Annotated in this window: 25 protein-coding genes; 14 read left to right on the top strand and 11 right to left on the bottom strand. The window is 60.1% G+C overall.

Annotated features, from left to right (window positions below; translation table 11 throughout):
* Window positions 1–30: 30 nt before the first annotated feature.
* Entirely contained in the window at window positions 31–978 is a 948-nt protein-coding gene (locus ACA072_RS12610; RefSeq protein WP_497624596.1) for an ABC transporter substrate-binding protein, read from the bottom strand.
* Between the two features lie 296 nt (window positions 979–1,274).
* On the opposite strand from ACA072_RS12610, the gene ACA072_RS12605 reads away from it, so the two are divergent.
* The 6 genes from ACA072_RS12605 to ACA072_RS12580 all read left to right on the top strand — a co-directional run bounded on the left by ACA072_RS12605 (window position 1,275) and on the right by ACA072_RS12580 (window position 5,625).
* The gene (locus ACA072_RS12605; RefSeq protein WP_497624595.1) at window positions 1,275–2,261 is read left to right on the top strand and encodes an aliphatic sulfonate ABC transporter substrate-binding protein; all 987 of its coding nucleotides are present in this window, start codon (window positions 1,275–1,277) and stop codon (window positions 2,259–2,261) included.
* A 143-nt stretch (window positions 2,262–2,404) separates the two neighbouring features.
* Entirely contained in the window at window positions 2,405–3,241 is an 837-nt protein-coding gene (locus ACA072_RS12600) for an ABC transporter permease (protein ID WP_497624594.1), read from the top strand.
* Between the two features lie 3 nt (window positions 3,242–3,244).
* Window positions 3,245–3,958 (top strand): ABC transporter ATP-binding protein, encoded by a 714-nt coding sequence (locus tag ACA072_RS12595; protein ID WP_497624593.1) that lies wholly within the window; start codon window positions 3,245–3,247, stop codon window positions 3,956–3,958.
* Between the two features lie 49 nt (window positions 3,959–4,007).
* Window positions 4,008–4,715 carry an SOS response-associated peptidase gene (locus ACA072_RS12590; protein WP_497624592.1) on the top strand — a complete coding sequence of 236 codons (708 nt, stop codon included), beginning with the start codon at window positions 4,008–4,010 and terminating at the stop codon, window positions 4,713–4,715.
* Window positions 4,716–4,939: 224 nt separating this feature from the next.
* Window positions 4,940–5,212 (top strand): hypothetical protein, encoded by a 273-nt coding sequence (locus ACA072_RS12585; protein WP_497624591.1) that lies wholly within the window; start codon window positions 4,940–4,942, stop codon window positions 5,210–5,212.
* Between the two features lie 185 nt (window positions 5,213–5,397).
* Complete coding sequence (locus ACA072_RS12580) at window positions 5,398–5,625, top strand: DUF6555 family protein (RefSeq protein WP_497624590.1); 228 nt, start codon at window positions 5,398–5,400, stop codon at window positions 5,623–5,625.
* Between the two features lie 70 nt (window positions 5,626–5,695).
* Here ACA072_RS12580 and ACA072_RS12575 read toward each other — a convergent pair whose 3' ends face one another.
* From ACA072_RS12575 to ACA072_RS12565, 3 genes are read right to left on the bottom strand one after another with little or no spacing between them, the layout of a single operon-like run.
* On the bottom strand, window positions 5,696–5,851 hold the full coding sequence (locus tag ACA072_RS12575) for a hypothetical protein (protein ID WP_497624589.1): 156 nt from the start codon (window positions 5,849–5,851) through the stop codon (window positions 5,696–5,698).
* A 59-nt stretch (window positions 5,852–5,910) separates the two neighbouring features.
* Complete coding sequence (locus ACA072_RS12570) at window positions 5,911–6,222, bottom strand: AzlD domain-containing protein (RefSeq protein WP_162130447.1); 312 nt, start codon at window positions 6,220–6,222, stop codon at window positions 5,911–5,913.
* Complete coding sequence (locus tag ACA072_RS12565) at window positions 6,222–6,920, bottom strand: AzlC family ABC transporter permease (protein WP_497624588.1); 699 nt, start codon at window positions 6,918–6,920, stop codon at window positions 6,222–6,224. Before ACA072_RS12565 ends, ACA072_RS12570 begins: the two co-directional genes overlap by 1 nt.
* 167 nt (window positions 6,921–7,087) lie before the next feature.
* On the opposite strand from ACA072_RS12565, the gene ACA072_RS12560 reads away from it, so the two are divergent.
* Window positions 7,088–7,462, top strand: coding sequence for a DUF2784 domain-containing protein (locus tag ACA072_RS12560; protein WP_497624587.1), 375 nt, complete (start codon window positions 7,088–7,090; stop codon window positions 7,460–7,462).
* Between the two features lie 21 nt (window positions 7,463–7,483).
* The gene (locus tag ACA072_RS12555; protein ID WP_497624586.1) at window positions 7,484–8,401 is read left to right on the top strand and encodes a LysR family transcriptional regulator; all 918 of its coding nucleotides are present in this window, start codon (window positions 7,484–7,486) and stop codon (window positions 8,399–8,401) included.
* 2 nt (window positions 8,402–8,403) lie between these two features.
* Here ACA072_RS12555 and ACA072_RS12550 read toward each other — a convergent pair whose 3' ends face one another.
* Window positions 8,404–9,981 (bottom strand): sensor domain-containing diguanylate cyclase, encoded by a 1,578-nt coding sequence (locus ACA072_RS12550; protein ID WP_497624585.1) that lies wholly within the window; start codon window positions 9,979–9,981, stop codon window positions 8,404–8,406.
* A gap of 154 nt (window positions 9,982–10,135) precedes the next feature.
* The gene (locus ACA072_RS12545; protein ID WP_497624584.1) at window positions 10,136–10,663 is read right to left on the bottom strand and encodes a DUF3087 domain-containing protein; all 528 of its coding nucleotides are present in this window, start codon (window positions 10,661–10,663) and stop codon (window positions 10,136–10,138) included.
* A 226-nt stretch (window positions 10,664–10,889) separates the two neighbouring features.
* On the opposite strand from ACA072_RS12545, the gene ppnN reads away from it, so the two are divergent.
* On the top strand, window positions 10,890–12,263 hold the full coding sequence (gene ppnN, locus ACA072_RS12540) for a nucleotide 5'-monophosphate nucleosidase PpnN (protein WP_497624583.1): 1,374 nt from the start codon (window positions 10,890–10,892) through the stop codon (window positions 12,261–12,263).
* A gap of 811 nt (window positions 12,264–13,074) precedes the next feature.
* On the opposite strand, the gene ACA072_RS12535 is transcribed toward ppnN, so the two are convergent.
* Window positions 13,075–13,320, bottom strand: a complete 246-nt coding sequence (locus tag ACA072_RS12535) for a DUF2790 domain-containing protein (RefSeq protein WP_497624582.1) — start codon at window positions 13,318–13,320, stop codon at window positions 13,075–13,077.
* A 295-nt stretch (window positions 13,321–13,615) separates the two neighbouring features.
* Here ACA072_RS12535 and ACA072_RS12530 point away from each other — a divergent pair, with 295 nt between their 5' ends.
* The 5 genes from ACA072_RS12530 to ACA072_RS12510 all read left to right on the top strand — a co-directional run bounded on the left by ACA072_RS12530 (window position 13,616) and on the right by ACA072_RS12510 (window position 17,577).
* Complete coding sequence (locus ACA072_RS12530) at window positions 13,616–14,356, top strand: response regulator (protein ID WP_497624581.1); 741 nt, start codon at window positions 13,616–13,618, stop codon at window positions 14,354–14,356.
* Window positions 14,353–15,666: an ATP-binding protein gene (locus ACA072_RS12525; RefSeq protein WP_497624580.1), complete on the top strand. Its 1,314-nt coding sequence runs from the start codon at window positions 14,353–14,355 to the stop codon at window positions 15,664–15,666. The genes ACA072_RS12530 and ACA072_RS12525 overlap by 4 nt, the downstream gene beginning before the upstream one ends.
* 223 nt (window positions 15,667–15,889) lie before the next feature.
* Complete coding sequence (locus ACA072_RS12520) at window positions 15,890–16,270, top strand: hypothetical protein (protein WP_497624579.1); 381 nt, start codon at window positions 15,890–15,892, stop codon at window positions 16,268–16,270.
* Window positions 16,271–16,509: 239 nt separating this feature from the next.
* A complete protein-coding gene (locus tag ACA072_RS12515) occupies window positions 16,510–17,244 on the top strand; it encodes a substrate-binding periplasmic protein (protein WP_497624578.1) in 735 nt (244 codons plus the stop codon).
* Window positions 17,245–17,352: 108 nt separating this feature from the next.
* On the top strand, window positions 17,353–17,577 hold the full coding sequence (locus ACA072_RS12510) for a hypothetical protein (RefSeq protein ID WP_497624577.1): 225 nt from the start codon (window positions 17,353–17,355) through the stop codon (window positions 17,575–17,577).
* Window positions 17,578–17,806: 229 nt separating this feature from the next.
* Here ACA072_RS12510 and ACA072_RS12505 read toward each other — a convergent pair whose 3' ends face one another.
* From ACA072_RS12505 to ACA072_RS12490, 4 genes are read right to left on the bottom strand one after another with little or no spacing between them, the layout of a single operon-like run.
* The gene (locus ACA072_RS12505) at window positions 17,807–19,240 is read right to left on the bottom strand and encodes an FAD/NAD(P)-binding protein (protein ID WP_497624576.1); all 1,434 of its coding nucleotides are present in this window, start codon (window positions 19,238–19,240) and stop codon (window positions 17,807–17,809) included.
* Window positions 19,241–19,254: 14 nt separating this feature from the next.
* Window positions 19,255–20,022 (bottom strand): ABC transporter ATP-binding protein, encoded by a 768-nt coding sequence (locus tag ACA072_RS12500; RefSeq protein ID WP_497624575.1) that lies wholly within the window; start codon window positions 20,020–20,022, stop codon window positions 19,255–19,257.
* Window positions 20,023–20,025: 3 nt separating this feature from the next.
* On the bottom strand, window positions 20,026–21,366 hold the full coding sequence (locus tag ACA072_RS12495; protein ID WP_497624574.1) for an ABC transporter substrate-binding protein: 1,341 nt from the start codon (window positions 21,364–21,366) through the stop codon (window positions 20,026–20,028).
* A gap of 27 nt (window positions 21,367–21,393) precedes the next feature.
* Window positions 21,394–22,443, bottom strand: a complete 1,050-nt coding sequence (locus tag ACA072_RS12490; RefSeq protein WP_497624573.1) for a branched-chain amino acid ABC transporter permease — start codon at window positions 22,441–22,443, stop codon at window positions 21,394–21,396.
* Window position 22,444 lies beyond the last annotated feature (1 nt).

Raw genomic sequence — 22,444 nt, 5'->3', positions numbered from 1 at the left:
GTGTTTGGTTCCAGCGCTCACCCTCGTGCTTTACTGCGCCAGCGACTGCTGGAACGAGTTGTCAATAATCGGCGCGGTCGCCAATGCCGTTGGCAGCGCCTTGACCTTGAACAGGAAGTCCGCGGTGCTCTGCAGATCCTTGGCAGCCTGCGCATCCACCGGGCCGACGGTCATGTGCGCCTGGCGCAGCCAATGGCGCGACACGTTCTGGTCGAGGTTGGCCTTCTTCGCCCAAAGATCGGCGTACTCGTCGGTGTGGTTGTCGACCCAGGCCCGGGCTTTTTTCAGGCGCACCAGGAAGTCGGCAATGGCTTCGCGCTTGCTGTCGATCGACGGCGTAGACGCGGCAATGGCACTCAGGCCAGGCATAAGATTTTTCGCCGTGAGAATCGGCCGGGCGCCGGAGAACAGAATCTGCTGGGAAATGTACGGTTCCCACACCGGGAAGGCGTCGATGCTGCCTTGCGGCAACGCGGCGGCGGCATCGATGGGCATCAGTTTGATGAAGTCGACGTAGTCTTCTGGCAGATCGGCTTTTTCCAAGGCGCGCAGGGTCAGTTGCTGGCTCCAGGCACCGGGCCAGTAGGCGACTTTCTTGCCCTTCAGGTCGGCAATGGTTTTGACCGGTGAATCCTTGGGCACCAGCAAGGCGATGGTGTCAGGGTTCTGCCGCGACACGCCGATCAACTTCACCGGCGCCTGTTTGGCCGCCAGGAACAGGAAGCCGGAATCACCGAGAAAGCCCACATCCAGGGCGCCGGTGTTCAGCGCTTCGGCCAACGGCGCGGCAGCCTGAAAGTGCTTCCAGTCGACGGTATAGGGCGCCCCTTCCAGCACACCCGACGCCTCCACCGAAGCGCGAACGTTGTAGTAGTTCTGATCACCGACGTGCAACACGACGGGTTCTGCGGCATGGCTCAGTGGTGCGGCAAATATTGCGCTGGTCAGCAGACCACGCACGAATCGGGACAGGTTCATCGAAGGCTCCAGGATCGTATTTTTATAGACCCTAACGCTCTTACAGCATCGCTTATAAATTCTATTTATGCATAAGCTCATGACACGAAAAAAACCGCTGTTGGCCCAGCAACAGTGACTCAACAGACTGTTTTCATCGGAACAGCCAATCCCCTCCTCCTAGCCACCAAAGCCCTGAAAAACCTGTCACTGCGCGACATGGCACAGAGCCTGCAATATTCCTTTTATGCAGGAAGCATTCGTTAAAAATAATTTTTTGGACATAAGAATCTCGCCGCCTTGCCCGGAGCCGTTTCATGAAACCGACCTTCCGCTTTCCTAACCTCAAGTTCCTGCTGAGCGCCTGCGCTCTGGCCCTGACCCTGCAACCCATGGCGCAGGCAGCCGAGACCGCACCGGCCGAAGTGCACCTGGATTACGCCTATTACTCGCCGGTGAGCCTGGTGCTCAAACACTTCGGTTTCCTCGAAAAAGCCTTGCCGCAGACCAAGGTCAGCTGGGTGTTGAGCCAGGGCAGCAACCGCTCCCTGGAATACCTCAACAGTGGCGGCGTCGACTTCGCTTCGTCCGCCAGCCTGGCCGCTGTGCTCAGCCGCGCCAACGGCAGCCCGATCAAATCGGTCTACGTCTACAGCCGCGCCGAATGGACCGCGTTGGTGGTGCGCAAGGATTCGCCATACAAAACCGTGGCTGATCTGAAGGGCAAGAAAATCGCCGCCACTAAAGGCACCGACCCGTACCTGTTCACCTTGCGCAGCCTGCAACAGGCCGGCCTGAGCAAGGACGATGTCGAGCTGGTGCACTTGCAGCACCCGGACGGCCGTACCGCGCTGGAAAAAGGTGACGTCGACGCCTGGGCCGGCCTGGATCCGCACATGGCGGCCAGCGAAGTCCAGGCCGGTTCGCGCCTGCTGTATCGCAACACTAACTTCAACAGCTACGGCGTGGTCAGCGTCACCGACACCTACGCCAAAGAACATCCGCAGACCATCGAAACCGTCCTGAGCGCCTATGAAAAGGCCCGGGACTGGGCGGTGAAAAACCCTGAAGAACTGGCGAAATTGCTCGCCAGCGAATCCGGCCTCCCGTTGGAAGTGGCCAAGCTGCAACTGTCGCGCACCGACCTGAGCAGCCCGCAATTGACCGCCAGGGATGTCATTGCCTCCAAGGCTGCGGCACCGATCCTGGTCTCTGAAGAACTGGTTCGCCGTGGGGTGAATGTCGACCAGGTGATCGATCAATTGATCGACACCGGCTTCAAGGAAACCGTGGCGCGTCAATAACAGCAAAAGCTCGCAGCCTCGTTTCACTCGACAGCTGCTACAAGGAACGCAATTTTCCTTGTAGCAGCTGTCGAGTGAAACGAGGCTGCGAGCTCTTGATTTTCCCCGCGCCCGTCGCGGATTCGTCGTGACTGGAGAAACCCATGGTCAGCAAAAGCAAAGACCTGCCCTCCCCCCTGGCACTGCCTGCACCCGGAGGCCTGAGCAACGCCTGGAAACTACGCCTCAAGGGCCTGGCGCTGCCGGTACTCATCGTGTTGGTGCTGGAATTCGTCGTACGCATCGGCTGGCTGCCGTCCTATCAAATGCCGGCCCCGAGCGAGGTCGCGTTGACCCTCAGTGACCTCGCTGAGGGCGCGCTGTGGAAACACATCAGCGCCAGTCTGCTGCGGGTGCTGCTGGGTTTCGCCATTGGCGCCAGCCTGGCTTTGGTGTTCGCCGCGTGGGTCGGTTTAAGCCGCGAAGCCGAAGCCTATCTGGAACCGACGTTCGCCGGATTGCGTTCGATTCCGAGCCTGGCCTGGGTACCACTGTTGCTGCTGTGGCTGGGGATCGACGAGACCTCGAAAATCGTCTTGATCGCCATCGGCGCATTCTTCCCCGTGTACCTCAACGGCGTCGCGGCCATCCGCGACATCGACCGCAAATTGGTGGAAGTCGGGCAAATGTACGGTTTCAGCCGTCGGCGTCTGGTGCGGCGGATTCTGTTGCCCGCCGCCCTGCCCGGCCTGTTCACCGGATTGCGCAGCGGCATGAGCCTGGCCTGGATGTTTCTCGTGGCTGCCGAGCTGATCGCCGCCACCAAAGGCCTGGGTTATCTGCTCAGTGACGGGCGCGAAACGTCTCGCCCGGACATCGTCCTGGCCGCCATCATCGTACTGGCGCTGCTGGGCAAACTCAGCGACGGCCTCCTCGCAGGCCTGGAGAAACGTTTCCTGGCCTGGCGCGACACCTTCAACGGCCAAAGCGCAGAGGATTGAGCCATGACCGACCACCTGCTGGACATTCGCGTCGAGCGCAAAACCTTCGCCGCCATTACGGTCCTCAAGAATGTCCATTTGCAACTGCAACCCAGGGAAACCGTCAGCCTGCTGGGCCCCAGCGGCTGCGGCAAAAGCACTTTGCTTCGAATCGTCGCCGGCCTGGAAAAGGACTTCCAGGGTGAGCTACGCAACAACGCCGGGGAGGTCGCGTTCGTGTTTCAGGAACCCCGGCTGATGCCCTGGCTGACGGTGGAGCAAAACATCGGTTTCAGCGCCGACAATCATTACGACAAGGCCTGGGTCGCGCAACTGATCGAAGAAGTCGGTCTCGGCGGCTTTGCTCAGGCGCTGCCCAAAGCCTTGTCCGGCGGCATGGCGCAACGGGTGGCGATCGCCCGCGGCCTCTACTCGCGACCGCAGGTGTTGTTACTGGACGAACCCTTCAGCGCTGTCGATGCTTTCACGCGGATGAAACTCCAGGACCTGTTGCTGCAACTGGCCAAGCGTCACGCCATCGCCCTGCTGCTGGTGACGCATGATGTCGATGAAGCGCTGTACCTCAGCGATCGCGTGTTGGTGATGGACAATCGCCCGAGCAGCATTCGTCAGGAACTGGCCGTGGAGTTGCCCCATCCGCGCGACCGGCGTGACCCGGTGCTCGCGCAGCTGAAGGCGTTGTCGCTGACCGAGTTGCAGCGTGCGCATGTGATTTGAAGACTAAGCTGAACGCTCCAGCCAGCGCTTTCCAGCCGGAGATCAGTCAATGTGCGGACGCCTGTCGCAGTACCGTGGCATCCACGACTTTGTCGCGGTGCTGAGCATTCCCGACGCGCTGATCAACCATGTCGGTGATGAACCGCTGGCCCGCTACAACGCCGCGCCCACCACCCAACTCGCCCTGCTGCACCTTGAGACCGACGGGTTGCACGCCGATTCGGTGCGTTGGGGATGGCGTCCGCACTGGGCCAAGGATCGCGCGGCGCCGATCAACGCCCGGGTCGAGAAAGTCGCTCACGGCCCGTTCTTCCGGGCGATCTGGCCGCACCGTGCGATTGTACCGATCGACAACTGGTTCGAATGGGTCGACGCCGGTGATTCGACGCGGCAGCCGTGGCTGATTCGTCGACAGGATCGGGCGCCGATCTGCTGCGCGGCGATCGGCCAGTTTCCGTCAAGTGCAAACGAGCAAAAGGACGGCGACGGTTTTGTCATCATCACGGCGGACAGCGCCGGCGGCATGCTCGATATTCATGACCGGCGGCCGGTTGTGCTGTCGGCGGAACTGGCCCGCGAATGGCTGGACCCGGCCACGCCTAAAGAGCGCGCCGAGCAAATGGTGCTGATGCAGAGTGAACCCAGCGAAGTGTTCGAGTGGTACAGGGTCGACAAGGCAGTGGGAAATGTCAGGAACCAGGGTGCGATGTTGATTAATAAGCTTATTAAAAGTGGATCCATTCCTGAACCTGAATAACAGAACGACAACAACGTTACACAGACTGTTTCATATTAGAAACACTTGCCGGATTGCGGCAAAAGGACGCACTAACCGCTTGTCCGACAATTGAATCCCCGTACATACATTTAGTGATGCTACAGCTAGCATGCGCGCCGCATTTCCATCGGCAGCACCCAATTGACCAAAGAGTCAATAAACAAGGAAATCCCTAAATCTAACAAGCCTTGCAGAGAACTAAGTTGCGCGACGATCTTGTAATTAATCAAGTCAGCGGTCTGGAGTGCGTGTACCTGTCGCTGACAGAACGCTATCAACTTGACTGTTTTATCGGGCAATACATACAGACCCGAAACCTGCGTTCCATCCCCAATATCAACGACATCCTGCGCTCAACCCTCGCAGCCTACTCCGGCGTACCGCCGGTCATGGTCAACGAGCTGAATGCGTGGATCGACAAGACATTGGGCTATCGGGCCACCCACCCGGATTTTCCGTCACTGGAAGATCTTTGAAGTGAAGCACGGTTCAGTCCAGCTCCAAGACTGAACGAACCGGACACCGTTGCACTCTGAAGAAGAGGCCCATCAGGGCCTCTTTTTTTTCAACCCTCATTATCTGCGCAAGGATGGCACCGCAGACTTTTTCAATGACCCATTCAAAGACTGAACCAGAGCCCTGCGGATTTAAGGAGGAATACATGAGCGAACTCGTTCCCTATGCCGTGCACTATTTGCTCGACGGCGTTCGTCAGCACTTTTTCAAACTGGCCGAACAGTTCTCCGACGTGGACGCCATTCATTCGGCCTCCGCACATGCCTTCCCGCAATCCGAGCGAAAGATCGCCGCACATGCCTCCCTCGAAGCGGCGTGCCTGAGCGCGCAACAATTGGGCATCACGAAGGTTCGCTGGAATGAGGCGATCTGACTGATCCGGGAGGCGCCCCAATGAAAAGCCCCGCGTTGGTCGCAGGGCTTTTTTTGTATAGGCAGATCGGTCAAGGCTTCAGCGGGCGCTCTTCGTCACGGTCTGACAGCTCTCGACTGTCGTCATGTTTCCAGGTCTGGGTTGAACGCCTCTGCCGCTCAAGCTCTTCTTCAGTGGGTTCATCCTCTTCTTCATCCAGGTCCGTACGCTTGGGTTCGTTAGCCATGCTCACCTCTCTTCCTGAAGGATTTCCCATTAAGCGTAGAACAATTTCCAGAGTGCGACTCAAAGCCACCAACGCAGCAAAAAGAAAAACCCCATGCTCAACAACATGCTGAGCAAGGTATTGCGGGTGTAAAGCACCAACCCCACCGCCACCAGCGAACTGATCAGGTACGGATTGTCCCACTGCAAATTCAGCTGTTTTTCCGGCATGAACACGATCGGTCCGCAGATCGCGGTCAACATCCCTGGCACGGCAAAACCGAGAAACTGCCGGGCATTGCTGCTCAAGCGCACCGGCAATCGAGGTTCGAGGAACACGTAGCGGTTCAGGAAGACCAGCACGCCCATCCCGATAATCACAGCCCAGACCATCATGTGCGCCCCGTATAGAATTTGTTGCAGATGAAGCCTGCAGTCATGCCCGCCAACCCCGACAGCACCAGCGCCGACCCCCACTGCCAGTAGCTGAACAGCACCGAACAAAACAGCGAAACCGCGACGCAGACCACCGTGGGAACGTTGCGCACCACCGGGGTGATCAAGGCAATAAAGGTCGCGGCGATGGAGAAGTCCAGCCCCAAGTGTTCGAGGCCGGGAATGCTGCTGCCCAGGACGATGCCGGCCAATGTGAACAGGTTCCAGGCGATGTAGAACGTCAGGCCCACGCCCAACGCGTACCAACGATTAAACTGCTGTTTGTCATGCTGACTGGTCAGGGCGAACAGCTCGTCGGTGAGCAAAAAGCCCAGCCCCACACGCCAGCGACCCGGCAGCGGTGAAATCACCGAACGCATGCTCATGCCGTACAGCAAATGCTGCGTGGTCAGCAGCAGCGTGGTCAGCAGAATCGAAAATATCCCGGCACCGCCCTTGAGCATCCCGATGGCCACCAGTTGCGCGGCGCCGGCAAACACGATGCTCGACAAGCCCTGGCCTTGCAGGGGTGTGAGATTGGCCTCGATGGCCATGGACCCGGCCAGCAACCCCCAGGGCGCTGTCGCCAGGGACAACGGCATGATCGCTACGGCGCCGCGAAGAAAAGCACTGCGCGGCATGATTGAGTTCGACATAACGCTCTACAACCAGGGAAAGACGCCAGACTGTGCCAGCAGCTGCGGTCGATGGCTTGAACAATCTTGCGCACTTGCAGACAACGCTCGCCGAATGGTGCTGAACAGCCGTAATCAAGAGAACCGAGTACCATGGAGCCATTCGCCAAACGCGTCAGGGAGTCGACATGCTTTACCGGATCGCCGCCGATGGGCTGGTGCTGTTTCACTTGCTGTTCATTCTGTTCGTGCTGTTCGGCGGGCTGCTGGTGCTTAAATGGCGCCCCCTGATCTGGTGGCACCTGCCTGCGGCTGTGTGGGGCGTGACCGTGGAAGTCTTCCACCTGACGTGCCCGCTGACGCAATGGGAAAACCTCATGCGCGAGGCCGCCGGGCAGACCGGTTACGGTGGTGGTTTCATCGAGCATTATATTTGGCCGGTCATCTACCCGGCCGGGCTGACCCCCGCCATCCAACTGGCGTTGGGCAGCGTGGTGCTGGCGATCAACGTCGTGGTCTATCTTCGGCTGATCAGGTTGTGGAAGTTACGCCGAGCCGCCTGAAACCCCCGCCGAGGACAGAGCATGCTGTCGATTGAAGACCTGACGTTGCTTGAAGCCATTCGCGAAACCGGCAGCCTGTCGCGGGCCGCCGCCCATTTGGGCAAAGCCCCTTCAACGGTGTCCTACGCCGCGCGGCAACTGGAGGAGCGCTTCGACGCGTTGCTCTTCGACCGGCGCCGTTACCGCTTGCAACTGACCCCGGCCGGTGAGTTGCTGGTGAATGAGGCGGCGCGGCTGATGCAGGATGTCGCCCGGCTGACCCAACGGGTGCAACAAGTGGCGAATGGCTGGGAGAGCCGGTTGTGGATCGTCACCGATGAACTGCTCGAGTTCGAAGCGTTGATCCCGGTGATTCACGAGTTCGATGCGCTGGAGTCCGGCGTGCCGCTGCGCATTACACATGAAGTGCTCAAAGGCGTGTGGGAAGCCCTGCGTGAAGGCCGCGCGGACTTGATCATCGGCGCCACCAATGAACCGCCAGCCATCTCCAGTTTGCGCTGGATGCAATTGGGGCAAATGGAATGGGTGTTCGCGGTTTCGCCCAGGCACCCGCTGGCCAAGGCCAGGGAACCGATTTCGCGGGCCATGGTGGCGCAGCACCGGGCGATCGTCGTGGCCGATTCGTCCCGGGCCACGGAAGGCAGCACGTATGGTGTTTCCGGCGGCCAACCGGTCCTCGCCGTACCGACCATGCGTGCAAAAATTCTCGCCCAGTGCGACGGACTGGGCGTGGGCTGGTTACCCCGGCATCGGGTCGGCGCATTGCTGAAAAACGGCACGCTGGTGGAAAAGCAGATGGCCGATCCACGTGAACCGAACATTCTGTACGCCGGCTGGCGCGGCGATCATGACGGTCGCGCACTGGGCTGGTGGCTGGAAAAACTCAAGCAATCGTACCTGTCCACCCAACTGGTCCAGGGCAGTGATCGCTTCGTTTGAATTCAGTTGGCAATGACGCTCATGTTCCGCCCACTGGCCTTGGCCACATACAAGGCCTTGTCCGCAGCGCTGACCAGGTCGTCGGGCTGATCCTGCGAGGCCGGGTTATAGGCGCAAACCCCGACGCTGACGGTTACCGTCCCCTCCGGGCATTCGCTGTGTTCGATGCCGGCCTGCTGGACTGCGCGGCGGATTTTCTCAGCGACCAGAAACGCCCCCACATAGTCGGTGCCGGGCAGCACCACCGTGAACTCCTCGCCGCCATAGCGGGCGGCCAGATCGCCGGGGCGCTTGATGTTGTCCTTGATGATCGCGCTGATGTTGCGCAGGCACTCATCGCCTGCCACGTGCCCGTATCGATCGTTGAAGCTCTTGAAGTGATCGACATCGATCATCAGCATGGCAAGGTGGGTCACCGTGCGCCGGGCACGGCCCATTTCCGCGAGAATGAACAGATCGAACTGACGCCGATTGGAAAGTCCGGTCAGTGCGTCTTCCAGCGCCAGCAACTCAAGGCTGCGGTTGACCTCGATGAGCTTTTCCTGGGCATCGAGCAACACGCTTTGAATCTGATTCTGCTGCTTCATGAATCGAATCAGGCGATAACCGAGTCCACCCAGAAATACCAGCAGTAACAGCACGATGCCGGCGCTGAGGATGGACTCCTCGCGCCAACCGGCCAGGACGTCTCGCTTGTCCAGGCCGGCGAAGACGATCAGTGGATAACCATCGACCCGTCGAAACCCGACCACCCGTTCGACACCATCCACATAGGACTTGACGGTGGCCGTGCCGGAATTGCCCCTGGGCAACAGCTGCATGAACAGCGGCCCCTTGGCGACATTGGTGCCCACCTCTGCTTCGTTGAATGGCCGGCGAACGACGATGCTGGCGTCGTCGGCGATCAGGTTGATCACGCCGTTCTTGCCCATGTCGATGCTGTCGTACAGCCCGAGGAAATGGTTGAGGTAGATCGTTGCCAGCGCCACACCGGCGAAACTGCCATCCGGGAGGTTGATCCTGCGTGACACGGTCATGATCCATTCGTTGGTCGAACGACTCTTGATCGACGGGCCAATATGAGGCCCCCGGTCAGGATGATCACGATGGTAAATAAAATATTCACGGTCGGAATTGTTCGCACCGGGCATATCCGCGCCGTTGGAATTGGCGATCCACCCGCCTTTGTCGTCAAAGACGAACAGGCCATGGAGCTGGGTCAGCTCGCTGCGCTGGGTGGCGAGCAAACGTCGCAATCTGGGGAGTTGCGCCGGGTCCAAGCCCTCGTTTTCGAGGCGATCCACCAGGGCAAACAGCAGCGTATCGGCTTGCTTGATCGATGATTGCGCTTGCGACGCCAAGGTCTGGGCCAAGTTCGACATGGCCACTTCTTTGTCATGCAAATGGTACTGACGCGAATTCCAGGCTTCCCAGATCACAATGGCCGTCATCGACAGGCACACGGCCACGAGCAGCACAACCGCGTAGCGGACCCTGAGCCGGGACTCAATTGGCTCAGGCTCCCAAGGCGTGATCGGCCGAGCGTGTTCAATTCGGTCGTTGATGGACGGATGTCCCATGACGCTCCCTGAATCGTTATGACATGGCGACTTTTCCCGTTCGCCCTTTTAGCCCCATCCAATTGTGGATCGCGGTGCCCCATCAGAAACAAGATAGGCGATCTGTTAGCGTTGTGAAGGGTTTATGTCCGGGTGACGAGCCACACCACGGATTTCACTTCGGCGTCTGCTTCACCGCTTCAAGCCAGGCGGGATTCAACTGCGTCTGTTCGGTGTCGAGCCCCAGCGCTTCCATCCGCGCCCTGTGTTGCTCCATTTCCCGGCTCAATTGGCCATGATCGCTGGAGTTGCCGTCCAGTTCGTGCATCTGGCTCAGGCCCAGGTGGTAGAAGCGCAGCAGCTTCATAGCCGTCGTATCACCCGCCTCCACCGCCGCCGTCACCTGATGCATCACATTGGTGATGCTCATCAGGCTGCGCTTGAGCTGCCAGCCGTACACCGCCGGCGCCATCCACGCCTGATTCCAGAACGTACCGCGCATCAGCGCCGCCATCGCCAGCACCGCGACAAACACACCGCCGACGTTAAACCGCAGGTTGTCGCCCCCGGGTTCACCAAACAAGGCCACCGCCGTGGTGGACAGCACCATCGCCAGGGCCAGGAAGATCAGGGCAATGATGACCGTGCTGCGCCGCGTCTGTTGTCGAAAGTGTTCGGCGTTCATCGGCTGGATTTCGAACATCGTGACGGGGTTCCTTGCTTCAATGGTAAAAGGCTCGGTGAGCAAAAAGACTGCGGGACATTATCGCCCCTGCGCAGGATTTAGCTATGCTGGGCACCTCTTCATCTTTTCATCGTCAATCGGGGAACATGGCGATACCGCGCAGTTCGTGCCATCTTCTTTCATGGATACACACTATTCGGATGCCATTTGCCGGTATGAATGACATCGTTTTAAGGATCATTGAATGTCCCAACGACAAGTAATCAACGCCTCCGTCAGCCCTAAAGGCAGCCTGGAAACCCTTTCTCAACGTGAAGTACAGCAACTGAGCGAAGCCGGATCCGGCAGCACCTACACCTTATTCCGCCAGTGCGCCCTGGCCATCCTCAATACCGGCGCCCATGTTGATAACGCCAAGACCATCCTCGAAGCCTATAAAGACTTCGAAATCCGCATCCACCAGCAGGATCGCGGCGTCCGCCTGGAACTGCTGAACGCCCCGGCCGACGCCTTCGTCGACGGCGAAATGATCGCCAGCACCCGGGAAATGCTGTTCAGCGCCCTGCGCGACATCGTCTACACCGAAAACGAACTCGACGCCCAGCGCATCGACCTGAGCACCTCCCAGGGCATCAGCGACTACGTCTTCCACCTGCTGCGCAACGCCCGCACCCTGCGCCCCGGCGTAGAGCCGAAGATCGTGGTGTGCTGGGGCGGCCACTCGATCAATACCGAAGAATACAAATACACCAAGAAAGTCGGCCACGAACTGGGCCTGCGCAGCCTCGACATCTGCACCGGCTGCGGCCCTGGCGTGATGAAAGGCCCGATGAAAGGCGCGACCATCGCCCACGCCAAGCAGCGCATCCACGGCGGCCGCTACCTCGGCCTGACCGAGCCCGGCATCATCGCCGCCGAAGCACCGAACCCGATCGTCAACGAACTGGTGATCCTGCCTGACATCGAGAAACGCCTGGAAGCCTTCGTGCGCGTGGGTCACGGCATCATCATTTTCCCGGGCGGCGCCGGCACGGCCGAAGAGTTCCTGTACCTGCTCGGCATCCTCATGCACCCGGACAACGCCGGCGTGCCCTTCCCGGTTGTACTTACCGGGCCGAAACATGCCGCACCGTATCTGGAGCAACTGGACGCGTTCGTCGGCGCGACGCTGGGCGACGCCGCGAAACAACACTACGAAATCATCATCGACGACCCGGCTGAAGTCGCGCGGCACATGACCCAAGGCCTCAAAGCGGTCAAACAGTTCCGCCGCGAGCGCAACGACGCGTTCCATTTCAACTGGCTGCTGAAAATCGACGAAGGCTTCCAGCGCCCGTTCGACCCGACCCACGAGAACATGGCCAACCTCAAACTCAGCCGCGACCTGCCCGCCCACGAACTGGCGGCCAACCTGCGCCGCGCGTTCTCCGGCATCGTCGCCGGCAACGTCAAGGACAAAGGCATCCGCCTGATCGAAGAACACGGTCCGTACCAGATCCGTGGCGATGCAGCGGTCATGCACCCGCTGGATCAGCTGCTCAAGGCCTTTGTCGCACAGCACCGAATGAAACTGCCGGGTGGCGCGGCTTATGTTCCGTGTTATCAGGTGGTTGCGTGATCAACGACGCCTGACCAGCACCCATCCACTGCAGGAGCGAGCCGGCTCCGGGCGGCGTTCCGACGATGACGGCATGTCAGCCAACATCCATGCTGAATGGCACACCGTATTCGCGAGCAAGCCTTCTCCCACAAGGTTTGGTGTACATCTGCAAGAAAATGGTCGGTTGTCAGGCCGCCATCGCTGGCAGGCCAGCTCCCACAGGGGGTTGGTGTATATCTGCAAGAAATTGGTCGGTTGTCAGGCCGCCATCGCTGGCAGACCAGCTCCCACAGGGGGTTGGTGTACATCTGCAAAAAATGGTCGGTTGTCAGGCCGGCATCGCTGGCAGGCCAGCTCCTACAGGTTTGATGTACATCTGCAAAAAAATGGTCGGTTGTCAGGCCGCCATCGCGAGCAGGCTCACTCCACAGTAGGTCGGCGTACACCTTCCGCCCCTCACCACTCAACAGGCCGAGCGTTAGCTCGCCTGCAGCTCTTGAACTTGATCTGGCTTTTGATCTGCCCGCCCCGTCGGGAGGCTGAGTGGAGGCGTTCATCTGGGGGGTAGGCGCGCAGCGCCGTGCGGCGAAGCCGCACACATCGAGAGGAGGTCGAAGCGAAGCCGACCGGAGGCGATGCCCCCAGATGAATGCCGGAGCGAAGGAACGCCGAGCCTAGGCGAGGGGCCGGACGTTGGGGCGAAGCCTTTTGCTTACTTTTCGGCGTTTGGAAAAGTGAGTCGCTGTAAAAGCGAAACCATAAGCGGCCGTTACCGCAGGAATGGATATGTACACCTGAAAGAACCTGGTCGGCCCGAAGGCCGCCAAGGTCAACCGCCCTGATTCCCACACGCCGCAAACTTGCTGTAATCCAGCACCTTCTGCGTACCGCTGGAATCCAGATACGTCATCCGCGCATTCACAATCCCGCAATTCTCCCCGCCGTCTTCTACAGTAGAAATCACCTGCTTGATATCCAGATGACTACTGTGAGCCTGAACATCCGCATGAGCCGAAAACGTCGCAACGTTCAAGACAGCAAAAAAGCCAGCGGCAACCAGTTTGTTCCAGTTCATGATCATGTCCTCAGAGTCGTAATGGGCAGTGGAGCGAGGCAAGTCTTCCTGCCTCGATGGAACCCATTTAACCGGCCCGAGGTATCCGCCATGTGTCGTAAAACCGGGACTATTAAGGCGTAAGGTGTCAAACACGGCACCCGATACAGTTCGATACACCCGCACCTCAAAAAAGCCCTCTTGTATACCCATGTATCACAGACACCTTCAGATACAGTGAGATACAAAGGCCGGCAGGCAGGTGCGATGCGGCTCCCTAGAATGCGCGACGTGCGAATAACAAGAGGGTTGAGCAATGGAACATGTGAACCACATTTTGATCGTCGATGACGATCGCGAGATCCGCGAACTGGTCGGTAACTATCTGAAGAAAAACGGCCTGCGCACCACGGTGGTCGCCGACGGCAGGCAGATGCGCAGCTTTCTCGAAACCAACACCGTGGACCTGATCGTGCTCGACATCATGATGCCCGGCGATGACGGCCTGCTGTTGTGCCGCGAATTGCGCTCGGGCAAGCACAAGGCCACGCCGATCCTGATGCTCACCGCCCGCAACGACGAAACCGACCGTATCCTCGGCCTGGAAATGGGCGCGGACGACTATCTGACCAAACCGTTCGCCGCCCGCGAACTGCTGGCGCGGATCAACGCCGTGCTGCGCCGCACCCGGATGCTGCCACCCAACCTGCTGATTACCGAAAGCGGCCGGTTGCTGGGTTTCGGGCGCTGGCGCCTCGACACCACCGCCCGCCACTTGCTGGACGAAGACGGCACGATGGTTGCGCTCAGTGGCGCCGAATACCGCTTGCTCCGGGTTTTCCTCGATCACCCGCAGCGCGTGCTCAGTCGCGACCAGTTGCTCAACCTCACCCAAGGTCGCGACGCCGACTTGTTCGACCGCTCCATCGACTTGCTGGTGAGCCGTCTGCGCCAACGGCTGATGGATGACTCGCGGGAGTCGACCTACATCAAAACCGTGCGCAGCGAAGGCTACGTGTTCTCCTACCCCGTGGAAATGCTCGGCGCAGAATCATGAAGCTAGCCCTGTATTGGCCGCGTACGCTGGCGTCCCGGTTGTCGCTGATTTTCCTCGCGGGCCTGATCGTCGCCCACGGTCTGTCCTTCGGTGTGCAGTTCTACGAACGTTATCGCAGCGCCGAGGCGATGTTGCTGGGCAATCTGGAAAACGACGTCTCGATCGCAGTCTCGATCCTCGACCGCTTGCCGGCCGCCGAACGCGCCGATTGGGTGCCGCGCTTCGAGCGCCGAACCTATCGTTACTCGCTGGGCGAAGGCCTGCCAGGCACGCCGATCAATCTCAAGGATGCCCACGACGCGGTGCAGTCCATCCAGGACGCTGTCGGCGGGCAATATGCCCTCACGTTCACTCGCATCGAAGGCGCGCAGCAGCATTTCCAGGCCCACCTGAAACTCGCCGACGGCAGCCCGCTGACCATCGATGTCCGGCCATCGGTGATGCCGCTGTCTTCATGGTTGCCGATGGTGCTGCTGGTGCAGTTGACCCTTCTATTGATCTGCACCTGGCTGGCGGTCAGGGTTGCCATCCGCCCCCTCACCCGCCTCTCCCAGGCAGTGGATACCCTGGACCCCAACACCCATGCCGTGCACCTGGACGAAAAAGGCCCGACCGAAGTCGCCCATGCCGCCAGGGCATTCAATGCCATGCAGGCGCGGATTGCCGCCTACCTGAAAGAGCGCATGCAACTGCTGGCGGCGATCTCCCATGACCTGCAAACCCCGATCACTCGCATGAAACTGCGGGCCGAATTCATGGACGATTCCAGCGAGAAGGAAAAACTCTCGAACGACCTCAGCGAAATCGAGCACCTGGTGCGCGAAGGCGTGGCCTATGCCCGCAGCGTTCACGGTTCCACCGAAGCCAGTTGCCGGATCAATCTGGACTCGTTCCTCAACAGCCTGGTCTACGACTATCAAGACATGGGCAAGGCCGTTGAGCTGAACGGCGACAACGCCGGGGTTATCGACACTCGCCCCCATGCCCTGCGCCGGGTGCTGGTGAATCTGACGGATAACGCGCTGAAGTTCGCCGGTGCCGCCGAGTTGCAGGTGCTATCGAAGGCCGACGGCAGTCATTCCATCAAGGTGCTGGATCGCGGGCCCGGGATCGCCGAAGAGGAACTGTCACAGGTCCTGATGCCGTTCTATCGCGTCGAAAATTCACGCAACCGCAATACCGGCGGCACTGGCCTGGGCCTGGCCATCGCGCAGCAACTGGCCCTGGCCATCGGCGGTTCGCTGACCTTGAGCAACCGCGAAGGCGGCGGCTTGTGCGCTGAACTTACCCTCCCCCCACAACCTTTGTAGCAGCTGCCGAGCAGCGCGAGGCTGCGTTCGGCTCGGCAGCTGCTACAGGGTAGAAAGTCGAAGGGTTTTGTATCCGTCTGTATACGAACCCCAAACGGATACGTAGAAGCCGATTTCAGCGGTTTCAAGTACACATCACCGATACACCCGGGCGTTTAACTGTGTTCACCGGATAGCACTGGCTACCGACCCACACATACTTAAGCGCACGGAGAATCACACCATGTTCAACTTCTCGAAAGTTTCGTCCCTGGCACTCGGTCTGGCACTGGTTGGCGGCCTCGGCCTGTCGAACCTGGCATCGGCCAGCACCTCCAGCACTGCGTCCCACAGCCCGATCCAGCAACTGCTGGTGGAAGGTGGTTCGGACCGACTGCAACAGAATCGCGTTGCTGAATATGGCTCTGAAAACCTGCAAAAAAATCGTGTGGCTGAAGGGGGCTCCGATCGACTGATCGAGAACCGCGTCGCCGAGGGCGGTGCTGATCGTCTGCAAGAACTGCGCGAACGTGTCGCGCTGATTAGCCCGAAGAATGCGGTGCAAGGGGGTGTGGTCGTCGCGGAAAACCGCCCTGAGTTCGGTTCGAAATATCAGCGCTACTGAGCAAGTTCTACAGCTCAGCAAAGATCAAATGTGGGAGCGGGCTTGCTCGCGAAGAGGCCGTATCAGTCGACATTATTGCCGCCTGACACACCGTTTTCGCGAGCAAGCCCGCTCCCACAGTTGTTTAGTGTTTACAACACCCAAAAATCCTCAACTCTGTCGAAATAGTCCGACAAATTCCCGAGACAGTTGAATGAGCCCGTACTAAGATTTGCACCTCATTCAATCAAGGACGATTCATGAAGCGCATTGCCGGTTGCCTTTTGTCTTTCCTGACATTCACTGCGGTGGCGGCCGATCTGAACCTGCTCACCGACAACCATCCGCCCCTGCATTTCCAGCAAGGCAACCAACTGGTGGGGTTCGGCGTGGATGTGGTGCAGGCGCTGGCCGAACGCGCTGGCGACCAGGTGCATTTTCAACAAGTCCCTTTGCTGCGCGCCTTGCGTGTCGCCGCCACCGAACCTGCCACTGCGGTGTTTACCGTGTTGCGCACCGCCGAGCGCGATGGCCAGTACCAGTGGGTCGGCCCGTTGATGGACGTGGAAACGGCGCTCTACTCCGCCAATGACGCCCAACAACCCGTGCGCAATTTGCAGGACGCCGGCAGCCTGGGCCGCATCGTCGTCCCGCGAAAATGGCTGGTCTACAGCTACTTGCAGAAGCAGGGTTTGAACAATTTATATGGCGTGGAAACACCCGAACAAATGATGCGCCTGGCGCGCCTGGGCCGTACCGAATTCGTGGTGGCGGATACCCTCTCCATCACCGCCCTGGCGCGGGAAGTAGGCTTGGCGCCGAGTCAATTGCATTACCAGATGCCGTTGATGAAGCAAGGCACCTACATCGCCTTTTCTCCGCTCACCGATGCCCGTCAGGTAGCGCGCTGGCAGCAGGCGCTGGATGAAATGAGCCGCGACGGACGCCTCGAACAACTCAAGCAACGTTGGCTCAGCGACAACATACCCCGCTGACCCTGGATCAACGCGCTTGATAACAACTATGCGCAAGGGTGTTTTCTCATCGCGGCGCTCCAGCCCTACAGTGGCCACATCTTCTCCCCACTCTACTGGAGCAACATCATGAAAAGCATCATCGGTCTTGGTTTCGCCCTGTCGGTTCTTGGCGCTACTTCCGCCATCGCCGCCCCACACGCCACCTCGCAAGTTGTCGCAGCCGCGAAAGTCAGCCAACCGGCAACAGTGAACGTGAACACTGTCGGCGTTGATCAAAAAGACAGCCAGGCAAGCAAACTCTACGTCGCTGAAAACCGCCCTGAGTTTGGTTCGAAGTATCAGCGTTATTGATTAACGGCTTTGGGCTGCTTGAAACAAGAAACCCCGGGTAGATCCGATCTACCCGGGGTTTCTTCGTATCAGGTGTCCACCGATCCCGTAGCAGCTGTCGAGCAGCGCGAGGCAGCGTTCGGCTGCGCAGCAGTCGTAAAAACTGTGACCGCGTTGTATCTGAAACACCGCATTGCCTGATTCACGACTGCTGCGCAGCCGAACGCTGCCTCGCGCTGCTCGACAGCTGCTACAACGACCGGGTAAGGCGTTCGGCGAGGGCCTTGGCCTGGCTGGCCACGTCGGTGACAGCCGTGCTTTCCCACCACATGCCGCGCAACGGCGGGCCCATGGCGAACAGGCGTTGGGCGACCTGCCCGTCGGCGTCCAGCACCGCGCCATCTACCGCCGCCGCAATCCCCAACGCCAACGGCCCCGGTCGAATCAGCCCGCGCGCCAGCAGTTGCTGAGGCAACGGTCGAGCCACCCGGCGCCAGTCATATTCGATGCCGCTGGAATTGATCAACGCTGCGCCGCTGACCACCGTGGTTTCAACCTCGCCCCGACGGCGGATGCGGATGCTCACCTGCCCCTCTGTCGTCGATTCCAACCCTTTGAACGACGCCGCCTGAATCCGCAACCGCCCTTCCTCGTGCAGCCGCGCCACCAATTCGGCACTCAACGGTGGCGAGCGGTGGTGATGACTTTCCCACCAGGGCCGCACATGCCGCACAAACTGCCGACGCTGCACGTCCGTCGCCTGATTCCACAACTGGCCGATATGCGCCCGCACGGTGTCGAGCGGCGACTGCCAGTCGATGCCTTGAGCGATGGCGTCCCGGCAATGCCGGCGCAGTTCGCGCACCAACTGTCGAGGCGTACGAATGCTTGGGTCCTCGGCGAGAAAATCCACCCAGGCCGGCGGTTGCCGGCGCACGTGCGGTAGCAAGCCGTGACGGGAAAACACTTCGATCGGCCCGCGATGCCCTGCCTGTTCCAGCGACACCACGGCATCGACCATGGTCAGGCCCGAACCGATGATCAGCACCGTCGACTGCGGGTCCAACCGGCGCATCGCCGCGACATCCCACGGATCCAGTGCCGCAGCGTTCAAGCCGCTGGACTCGGTCTGCGGCGTGCGCGCAGCGGGAAACATCCCCGTGGCCAGCACCGCAAAAGCACCTTGCAAACGTTGCCCGTCACTCAAGGTCAGCAACACAGAATCGTCCTGGGTTTGCAGATCAACCACCTCGGCCCGCACATGCTCGACCGTTGAACCGTTCACCGCGCCCACCGCTTGTGCCTCTGCCAGGCGCTGCTGCACGTACACACCAAAAAGCCCCCGAGGCGGAAACAATTCGCTGACCGGCACATGCTGTTCATCCGACTCCGGCCAGCCACCGGCCGCGATGTGCTCGGTCAGCCATCGGGTCAGGTCATCGGCATTATCCGGGTCAACGCTCATGCGTGCGGCGTTGCCGTTGAGCGTATGGCCCAGCTCGACCGCGCTGTACGCCTCGCCCCGGCCGAGTTCGGCGCGCGGTTCAATCACCAGCACCGAACGCTTGCCAGGCAAACGCAGCAACTGCGCCGCCAGCATCGCGCCACTGAGGCCACCGCCGACGATCAGGATATCCGCGTGGCGGATGGCGTCGGTCGCCTGTCCGCGTTGGGTTTGAGTCATGGCGTTCTCACTGGTCAATGTTTACCTAAATAGAAATCGTGCAGATCGCCCCGCGCCAGCAACGACTCGCTGCTCCCGGACAGCACCACGCGACCGGTATCGAGGACGTAGGCCGTCGATGCGTAGTTGAGTGCCACGTTAATGTTTTGCTCGGCAATCAGGAAGCTCACCTGCTCGTCGCGATTGAGTTGCGCGACGATCTCGAAAATCTCCTGGACGATAATAGGCGCCAATCCCATGGAAGGTTCATCAAGCAGTACCAAAGTAGGACGCGTCATCAACGCCCGGCCGATGGCAACCATTTGCTGTTCGCCGCCGGACGTCAACCCGGCCTGGGTCTTGCGTTTGGTTTTCAAGCGCGGAAACCACGCGTAGATCCGCTCCAGATCATGGGCCATGTCCTGACGGCTCAACCGCCGGACAAACCCGCCGCTGCGCAGGTTGTCCTCGACCGTCAGTTGCGGGAACACGTGGCGACCTTCCAGCACATGGACCATGCCCTGGCGCACACGCAGGCTGGGATCGACACCCGCCACATCGCGCCCGAGAAACTCGATGCTCCCGCGACTGACCTGCGCCCGCTCGGCGCGCACCAACCCGGAAATCGCCTTGAGCGTGGTGCTTTTGCCCGCGCCATTGGCACCGAGCAGCGCCACGATGCCGCCCTTGGGCACCGTCAGCGACACCCCCGCCACGGCCAGGATCGCGCCGTCGTAAATCACCTCGATGTCGTTGACTTGCAACAGGTCCTGGACAGCAATGTCGCTGGCGGCGTGGCTCATGGCTTATTCATCCCCGGTGCAGGTGCGTGGCGTCAGGCCTTTTTCCTTGGCGAACGCTGCGGATTTTTCATCGATCAGTGGCCGCAACAGCGCGCGGTCGGCCGCGATCCAGTCGCTGATCAGCGTCCAGTTGGCGCCATCCCACTGCTGGACCCGCGCCGAACCGCCACCCTCATGATCCTTGCAGGACAGTTTGAGGTTCTGCATCAACCCGAAGTAGCCCATGTCCTTGAGCCGCGCATCGTCGATGTTCAAGTGTTCCAGGCCCCAGCGCCCTTCCTCGCCATTGAGTGGGCGCTTGCCGAATTTGCCCTGGGCGGTGCGGATCGCTTCGACCATCACGGCGGCGTTCACCAGACCGGAGTTGTAGTAGACGCTGCCGAAATTCTTCAGGTCCTTGAGGTCGCTCTTGCCTTTGTCGAGGATGTGCTGCTTGAGGCGTTTGTGGATCTCGAAATCGGTGCCGGCCGGGTATGGCGTCAGCGCCAGATAACCTTTGGCAGCGGCGCCGGCGGGCAAGACGTCCTCGCTGGAGCTGGCCCAGATGTCGCCGACGATGTGGTCCACCGGGAAGCCGAAACGCGCTGCGGTCTTGACCGCCACCGGCGTCGACACGCCCCAGGTGCGCAGGAACACCCAGTCCGGGTTGACCTGGCGAATCTGCCGCCATTGCGACGATTGTTCGTTACCTGGATCGGCCACGGGAATCTGGATGTTTTCGAAGCCGTACTTTTCGGCCAGCAACTTCAGCGGGCCAAGGGTTTCCCGGCCGTATGCCGAGTCGTGGTAGACCGTGGCGATCTTCTTGCCCTTGAGTTTGTCGAAACCGCCCTCGCGCTGGGCGATGTAGTTGATCAGGCTCGAGGCCTCGCTGTAGAAGGTCAGCATCACCGGAAAGTTGTACGGGAACACCGTGCCATCGGTGGCCTCGGTGCGGCCGTAGCCGAGGGTGATCAACGGGATCTTGTCGACTTCCGCGCGCTCGCTCAGCGCATACGCCGCCGGTGCACCGTTGGGTGAATAGATCGCCACCGGGGCGCCATCCAGGCCTTTCTTGAAGCGCTCATAGCACTCGATGCCCTTCTCCGCCGTCCACTCGGTTTCGCATTCCTGCCAGACCAGTTTCACGCCGTTGATTCCGCCTTCCACATCATTGATGTAGTTCAGGTAATCGAGCATGCCGGCCCACACTTGCACACCACTGGAGGCGTACGCGCCGACCCGGTAAGTGGCCAACGGGAAGAACTGTTGATCCGGCGAAGCCTGAACCATCGGCACCGCACTGCTGAAAACCGCTAGCGTCAACGCGGCGCCGGCCAGGGAACGTTTCAAGGATGCACGCATGTTGTCTCTCTATCTAATGGGAAGGATTCAGAAGCGCAGCGGCCAGTGGCCCAGCCGTTCACGAAGGTTGTGCAGCAGGCGGATCAGGCCTTCCGGTTCCTTGATCAGGAACAGGATGATCAGCACGCCGAAGATGATTTTTTGCAGGTTCTGCAATTGTCCGGCGTCCACCGAACCGCCGAAAAAGGCTTGCCCGGCATGACTGAGCAGGATCGGCAGCAGGCTGATGAACGCCGCGCCGACGAAGTTGCCGGCGATGCTGCCCATGCCGCCGATAATGATGATGAAGAGGATCTGGAACGACCGATTGATATCGAAACTGCTGGCACTGGCCGTGCCCAGGTAGGCGAAGGCCCACAGCGCGCCCGCGATGCCCAGATAGAAGGAGCTGACTGCGAACGCCAGGTGCTTGTAGCGCACCACGGGGATGCCGATCACCGCAGCGGCGGTATCCATGTCGCGGATCGCCATCCAGTTGCGACCGATCTGGCTTTTCACCAGGTTCACCGCGACCCAGGTCAGCAACAGCACGGTGCTCAGGGTCAGCAGATAGCGGCCCAGCGGCGTGTTCAGGTCATGGCCGAACAGCACCAGTTTCGGCGCGGAAATGGTCCCGGAGGATCCGTAGTTGTAAAACCAGGGGAATTTGACGAACAGCCACTCCAGGAAAAACTGCGCCGCCAGGGTGGTGACCATCAGGTAAAAGCCTTTGATCCGCGAACTCGGCAGGCCGAAGACGAAGCCGACCACGGCGCTGATCAATCCGCCGCCCAGCAGTGCCACGGGCAAGCCCAGCTCGGGCAGTCGCAATAGAAAGCCGTAAGTCGCAAAAGCGCCGACCGCCATAAACCCGGCCGCGCCAACCGACGTCTGGCCGGTGTAACCGGTGAGCAGGTTCAGGCCGAGCCCGGCCAGGGACAGCACCAGGAACGGGAGCAGAATCGCGTTCAGCCAATAGTCATTGCCGGTCAGTGGCACCACGACAAAGGCGATCAACAGTAAAGCGCTGAGTCCAATCGGCACACGACGCTGGATCAACACCGACGGCGCGGTTTCACGGGTAAGGGAAATAGACATG

The organism is Pseudomonas sp. LBUM1656 (assembly GCF_059716065.1).
This window is presented reverse-complemented; position numbering and strand designations above follow the sequence as displayed.

What these genes read in the sequence shown, in the direction of transcription:
- ACA072_RS12610 (WP_497624596.1), bottom strand. Translation starts at nt 978, where the DNA reads ATGAACCTGTCCCGATTCGTGCGTGGTCTGCTGACCAGCGCAATATTT.
- ACA072_RS12605 (WP_497624595.1), top strand. Translation starts at nt 1,275, where the DNA reads ATGAAACCGACCTTCCGCTTTCCTAACCTCAAGTTCCTGCTGAGCGCC.
- ACA072_RS12600 (WP_497624594.1), top strand. Translation starts at nt 2,405, where the DNA reads ATGGTCAGCAAAAGCAAAGACCTGCCCTCCCCCCTGGCACTGCCTGCA.
- ACA072_RS12595 (WP_497624593.1), top strand. Translation starts at nt 3,245, where the DNA reads ATGACCGACCACCTGCTGGACATTCGCGTCGAGCGCAAAACCTTCGCC.
- ACA072_RS12590 (WP_497624592.1), top strand. Translation starts at nt 4,008, where the DNA reads ATGTGCGGACGCCTGTCGCAGTACCGTGGCATCCACGACTTTGTCGCG.
- ACA072_RS12580 (WP_497624590.1), top strand. Translation starts at nt 5,398, where the DNA reads ATGAGCGAACTCGTTCCCTATGCCGTGCACTATTTGCTCGACGGCGTT.
- ACA072_RS12575 (WP_497624589.1), bottom strand. Translation starts at nt 5,851, where the DNA reads ATGGCTAACGAACCCAAGCGTACGGACCTGGATGAAGAAGAGGATGAA.
- ACA072_RS12570 (WP_162130447.1), bottom strand. Translation starts at nt 6,222, where the DNA reads ATGGTCTGGGCTGTGATTATCGGGATGGGCGTGCTGGTCTTCCTGAAC.
- ACA072_RS12565 (WP_497624588.1), bottom strand. Translation starts at nt 6,920, where the DNA reads ATGTCGAACTCAATCATGCCGCGCAGTGCTTTTCTTCGCGGCGCCGTA.
- ACA072_RS12560 (WP_497624587.1), top strand. Translation starts at nt 7,088, where the DNA reads ATGCTTTACCGGATCGCCGCCGATGGGCTGGTGCTGTTTCACTTGCTG.
- ACA072_RS12555 (WP_497624586.1), top strand. Translation starts at nt 7,484, where the DNA reads ATGCTGTCGATTGAAGACCTGACGTTGCTTGAAGCCATTCGCGAAACC.
- ACA072_RS12550 (WP_497624585.1), bottom strand. Translation starts at nt 9,981, where the DNA reads ATGGGACATCCGTCCATCAACGACCGAATTGAACACGCTCGGCCGATC.
- ACA072_RS12545 (WP_497624584.1), bottom strand. Translation starts at nt 10,663, where the DNA reads ATGTTCGAAATCCAGCCGATGAACGCCGAACACTTTCGACAACAGACG.
- ppnN (WP_497624583.1), top strand. Translation starts at nt 10,890, where the DNA reads ATGTCCCAACGACAAGTAATCAACGCCTCCGTCAGCCCTAAAGGCAGC.
- ACA072_RS12535 (WP_497624582.1), bottom strand. Translation starts at nt 13,320, where the DNA reads ATGAACTGGAACAAACTGGTTGCCGCTGGCTTTTTTGCTGTCTTGAAC.
- ACA072_RS12530 (WP_497624581.1), top strand. Translation starts at nt 13,616, where the DNA reads ATGGAACATGTGAACCACATTTTGATCGTCGATGACGATCGCGAGATC.
- ACA072_RS12525 (WP_497624580.1), top strand. Translation starts at nt 14,353, where the DNA reads ATGAAGCTAGCCCTGTATTGGCCGCGTACGCTGGCGTCCCGGTTGTCG.
- ACA072_RS12520 (WP_497624579.1), top strand. Translation starts at nt 15,890, where the DNA reads ATGTTCAACTTCTCGAAAGTTTCGTCCCTGGCACTCGGTCTGGCACTG.
- ACA072_RS12515 (WP_497624578.1), top strand. Translation starts at nt 16,510, where the DNA reads ATGAAGCGCATTGCCGGTTGCCTTTTGTCTTTCCTGACATTCACTGCG.
- ACA072_RS12510 (WP_497624577.1), top strand. Translation starts at nt 17,353, where the DNA reads ATGAAAAGCATCATCGGTCTTGGTTTCGCCCTGTCGGTTCTTGGCGCT.
- ACA072_RS12505 (WP_497624576.1), bottom strand. Translation starts at nt 19,240, where the DNA reads ATGACTCAAACCCAACGCGGACAGGCGACCGACGCCATCCGCCACGCG.
- ACA072_RS12500 (WP_497624575.1), bottom strand. Translation starts at nt 20,022, where the DNA reads ATGAGCCACGCCGCCAGCGACATTGCTGTCCAGGACCTGTTGCAAGTC.
- ACA072_RS12495 (WP_497624574.1), bottom strand. Translation starts at nt 21,366, where the DNA reads ATGCGTGCATCCTTGAAACGTTCCCTGGCCGGCGCCGCGTTGACGCTA.
- ACA072_RS12490 (WP_497624573.1), bottom strand. Translation starts at nt 22,443, where the DNA reads ATGTCTATTTCCCTTACCCGTGAAACCGCGCCGTCGGTGTTGATCCAG.